We start from the raw sequence: 4,837 nt of genomic DNA, 5'->3' as shown, positions 1-4,837 counted from the left end.
GCCCAGGGTTATCCTGGACCGCCTCGAGCAATTGCACCAGGACATCGCTGCCAAGATGCGGGAATTAAGGGGGCTTCTCGGTGAGTAAGTGGGAAAAGGTGAGATTATTTGCTGTGTGTGAAATAACAATGGGGCAATCCCCAGCTTCTACAAGTTACAATTTAACAGGAGATGGCATTCCCTTTTATCAAGGAAACGCCGACTTTGGTGAGGTTTATCCAAATGTAAGATATTTTTGTAATCAACCCACAAAAATCGCGGAGAAGGATGACATCTTAATTTCAGTCCGTGCTCCTATAGGTGCTGTAAATATTGCCATCGAACGTTGTTGTATCGGCCGTGGATTAGCTTCCCTAAGGGCACAGAAACAAAAACTTGATACAAAATATCTTTTCTATGTTTTGAAGCGAAAAAACAATGAATTGAATTTGAAGGGGACAGGCTCCACTTTTAAGGCCATCAATAAACAAATACTTGGAGATTTAATCATTCCACTCCCACCATTAGAGAAACAAAAACAAATCACCAAAACCTTAGACACCGCTGCAGATCTTCTTGCCCTGCAAAAGCAGCAGCTTGCTGAGTTGGACAACCTTATAAAATCGATTTTTTATAACATGTTTGGTAATCCTATTGTTCGTGGAAATAAATGGGAATGCAGAGCACTCGGTGATATAGCAACTGTTGTATCAGGTAGTACACCAAACACATCTGTTGCCGAATATTGGGACGGTGACCTACCTTGGTTAACACCAGCTGAAATTAGCGATGACTCTTTTTACGTTTATAAAACAAAACGTTACATTACTCATTATGCTGTTCAATCAACGGGCATAAAGCCATTTCCAAAGCATACTGTCATTCTCTCTTCCCGTGCACCAATTGGTAAAGTAGCAATCGCAGGAGTTGAGATGTATTGTAACCAAGGGTTTAAGAACATCATATGCGGTGACTTATTGAACCCAATTTTTTTATACTGTACCTTAAAATTCAATACAGATTACTTAAATTCCTTAGGCAGAGGTGCTACCTTTAAGGAAATCACAAAAACAATAGTGGAAAATATAAGAATTTCAGTTCCACCTCTTGAACTTCAAAATCAATTCGCCAACATCGTTACCAAAATCGAAGAACAAAAAGCGCAGGTCCGAAAGGCCATTGATGAAACGCAAACCTTGTTCGACAGCCTGATGAGCCAGTATTTTGATTAATACGGCAATGATGACGCCATGATGACATAAACTTCTAAAATTTATGGTACAATCGACTTGCAACACCACATGCACGACATTCCGCCAAGGTGAACGCAATGGCTGCCAACTTTGATTTCCTCAGAGGACGATCAGAATACGCACTCTTTGCCGATGCCTGCATCGAAGCGGAGCGGGTGCTGGCCACCTCGCCGGCCATGGCCGCCGTCGGCTGCCGGAAGGCGCTGGAGTTGGCGGTCAAATGGGTGTATGCCGCCGACAATACCATCCGCATGCCATACAGAGACAATTTGCAGTCGCTCATCCACGAGCCGACGTTCCGGTTTGCGATGGACAGCCGGACATGGAAGAAACTCCCATACATCATCAAATTGGGGAACCTGGCCGTGCATACCGACAAGACCATTGACCGCAGCGAGGTGGTGTTGTCTCTGGCTGCATTGTTCGAGTTCATCCAGTGGATCGACTATTGTTACGGAACCGATTACGAAGAACGCACCTTTGACGAATCCCGCATCCCATCGTCGGCCGTTGTCGTCGATGAAGATGCCATCCAACGGCAGAACCGTCTGCTGGAGGAAAAAGAAGCGGAAATCGAGGCGCTGCGTGCGCAAATCGCAGGCCTCAGTGAACAACTTACGGCCGCCAAGCAAAAGCATCAGGAAGAACGCCGCTTCACGCCGGTGGACTTGTCGGAATTTATGACCCGCAAAAAATACATCGACGTGGATCTCAAACTCCTCGGCTGGACGTTCGGGGAAGACGTCCTCGAAGAAGTGCCGCTGGTGGGCATGCCCAACGGGGAAGGGACGGGCTACGCCGATTACGTCTTGTACGGCAAAGACGGCCTGCCGCTGGCGGTCATTGAGGCCAAACGCGCGTCCAAAGACCCGAAAGCCGGCACCCAGCAGGCCAAGCTGTACGCCGACTGCCTGGAACGGATGACCGGCCGGCGGCCGATGATGTTCGTCACCAACGGCTTTGAAACGTACTTCTGGGATGACCTCTCGTCGCCTCAACGCCAAGTCAGCGGCATCTTTTCCAGGTCGGATCTGGAAAAACTGATGCAGCGCCGCACGGAACGCAAGCCCCTCACCCACATCCCCATCGACGATCGAATCACCGACCGGTATTACCAGAAAGAAGCCGTCCGCGCGGTTTGCGAACACATCGAAGCGGGTCACCGGAAGGCGTTGCTGGTGATGGCCACCGGCACCGGCAAAACGCGCACGGCCGCCAGCCTGGTCGACGTCCTCTCCCGGGGCGGGTACGTCACCAACGTGCTGTTTCTGGCCGACCGCATCGCCCTCGTCAGACAAGCGAAGGACAGTTTCAAAAACTGCTTGCCGGAAATGTTCCTCTGCAACCTGCTGGACAACAGGGACGACAAGTCGGCGCGCATCGTCTTTTCCACCTATCCGACCATGCTGAACGCCATCGACACGGCGAAAAGCGAAGACGGGAAGCGGCTGTTTACCCCGGCCCACTTCGATCTGATCATCATCGACGAAGCCCATCGCAGCATTTTCAAAAAGTACCGGGCCATCTTCGAATATTTCGACGCCATCCTGGTCGGACTGACGGCCACGCCGAAGACCGACGTGCACCGGAACACCTACGAGTTTTTCGAGTTGGAAAACGGGGTGCCCACGTACGCGTACGAATACGAAACCGCAGTGAAGAAGGACCATGTGCTGGTACCCTACTACAACATCGAAGTGACGACGAAGTTTTTGGCCCACGGCATCACGTATGATGAACTGTCCGAGGAAGACAAGGAGCGTTACGAGGAGGATTTCACCGACGAAGAGGGCCATATGCCCGACGAAATTCCGGCGTCGGAGCTGAACGCCTTCATTTTCAACCAGTCGACCGTCGACACGGTGCTGCAAGACCTGATGACCAAAGGCATCAAAGTGGCCGGCGGGGACCGGATCGGCAAGACGATCATTTTCGCCCAGAACAAACGGCATGCCGAGTACATCGTCGAGCGGTTCAACAAACTGTATCCGCAGTACAAAGGCCATTTCGCCCGGCGCGTGACCTATGACGACCCATATGCCCTGGCGATTCTCAACGATTTCAAAGTGCGGGACAAAGAACCCCACATCGCCGTCTCGGTGGACATGATGGACACCGGCATCGACGTGCCGGAAGTCGTGAACCTGGTGTTTTTCAAGCGGGTGCGGTCCAAGGCGAAATTTTGGCAAATGATCGGCCGGGGAACGCGGCTTTGCAAAGATTTGTTTGGCCCCGGACAGGACAAGACCCACTTTGTCATCTTTGATTACTTGGGGAATTTCGAGTTTTTCCGGCAGCATCAAGAAGGGTTGGAAGGCGGCGGAACGCCAAGCCTGTCGGAAGCCATTTTCGCCAAACGCATCCGGTTAATCGCCCACCTGCAGCATGCCGAATTTGCCGACGAACCGTACCGACAGTGGCGCGCCGGCCTGGTGGACACGGTGGTGGAACAGATCCGGCGACTGAACCCGGAATTGATCGCGGTCAAAATGAAGCTGGAATACGTGGAGAAATACAAACACGAGGACGCTTTCCTCAGCCTGACCGACACCGACCAAAAGCATCTGATCGAGCACTTGGGACCCTTGGTCTATATGGACGAACCCGACGAGCACGCCAAACGGTTCGATAACCTGATGTACGGGCTCATGTTGGGGAAACTGGAGAAGAAGCCGCAGTTTCAGCGGAACCGGAAAGAATTGGCCGACCTATGCGCACATTTAGCGAAACGGGCGACGATTCCGCAGATCAAAGAGAAGCTGGAGTTGATCCGCACCATCCAGTCGCCGTCGTTTTGGCAGGATGCCGGTTTGCTCGATTTGGAGCACATCCGGATCCAACTGCGGGAATTGGTCAAATTCATCGTCGATGAAGGAAGCGGCAAAACGATTGTCTACACCAACCTGACCGACGAGGTGCTTCAGGTCAAAGAAGGACAAGCGCTGGATGAGGCGTACCATTTCGAAGATTATAAGCTGAAAGTGAATCGCTACATCGAGGAAAACAAAGATCATCTGGCCATTTACAAGCTGCGCCACAATCTGCCGCTGACCGCGGCAGACTACGAAAGCCTGGAGCGGATTTTCACCAGTGAGCTGGGCACGGCGGAAGATTACCGGCGGGAGTTCAAAGACACGCCGTTCGGTTTATTGGTGCGAAAAATCGCCAAAATGGAATACGCAGCGGCGATGGAGGCCTTTTCCGAATTCATCAACGACCAGTCGCTTACCCAGGCGCAAATCGTGTTTGTGAAAAAAGTCATCGATTACATTGTCCAAAACGGCTACATCGACGACGTGGCTGAACTGACCAAACCGCCCTTCGACAAACCGCAAAGCATGTTCAAGCTGTTCGACAGCGCCAAGCAGAAGCGGCTTGTGGAGATTATCAAGCAGGTGAAGGAAAATGCGGTGAAGGTGGTATAGACGCCGCAGGTCTCACCCTCAAAGCTCGTCAAACCTGTCCGCATATCTGCCAAGGCATGGACATATAGATGATACAGGCAAGGAGGGAAGTTTGTGTATCTGGTGAGTGCGCAGGAGATGCGTCAGATGGATCGCCTGACGATGGAGGAACTGGGAATCCCTCCCGCCGTCTTGATGGAA

At 51.6% G+C, this 4,837-nt stretch carries 2 protein-coding genes; both read left to right on the top strand.

Annotated elements, in window-relative coordinates; all coding sequences use genetic code 11:
• The first annotated feature begins 128 nt into the window (after nt 1-128).
• Nucleotides 129-1,211, top strand: a complete 1,083-nt coding sequence (locus tag BAA01_10330) for a hypothetical protein (protein ID OUM84869.1) — start codon at nt 129-131, stop codon at nt 1,209-1,211.
• Between the two features lie 98 nt (nt 1,212-1,309).
• Nucleotides 1,310-4,657, top strand: coding sequence for a DEAD/DEAH box helicase (locus BAA01_10325; GenBank protein ID OUM84868.1), 3,348 nt, complete (start codon nt 1,310-1,312; stop codon nt 4,655-4,657).
• Nucleotides 4,658-4,837 lie beyond the last annotated feature (180 nt).

It is taken from the genome of Bacillus thermozeamaize (assembly GCA_002159075.1).
In the GTDB taxonomy this organism is placed as follows: Bacteria; Bacillota; Bacilli; order ZCTH02-B2; family ZCTH02-B2; genus Bacillus_BB; species Bacillus_BB thermozeamaize.
The sequence above is the reverse complement of the archived record's forward strand: the minus strand, read 5'-3'. Positions and strand labels throughout refer to the sequence as shown.

What these genes read in the sequence shown, in the direction of transcription:
- BAA01_10330 (OUM84869.1), top strand. Translation starts at nt 129, where the DNA reads ATGGGGCAATCCCCAGCTTCTACAAGTTACAATTTAACAGGAGATGGC.
- BAA01_10325 (OUM84868.1), top strand. Translation starts at nt 1,310, where the DNA reads ATGGCTGCCAACTTTGATTTCCTCAGAGGACGATCAGAATACGCACTC.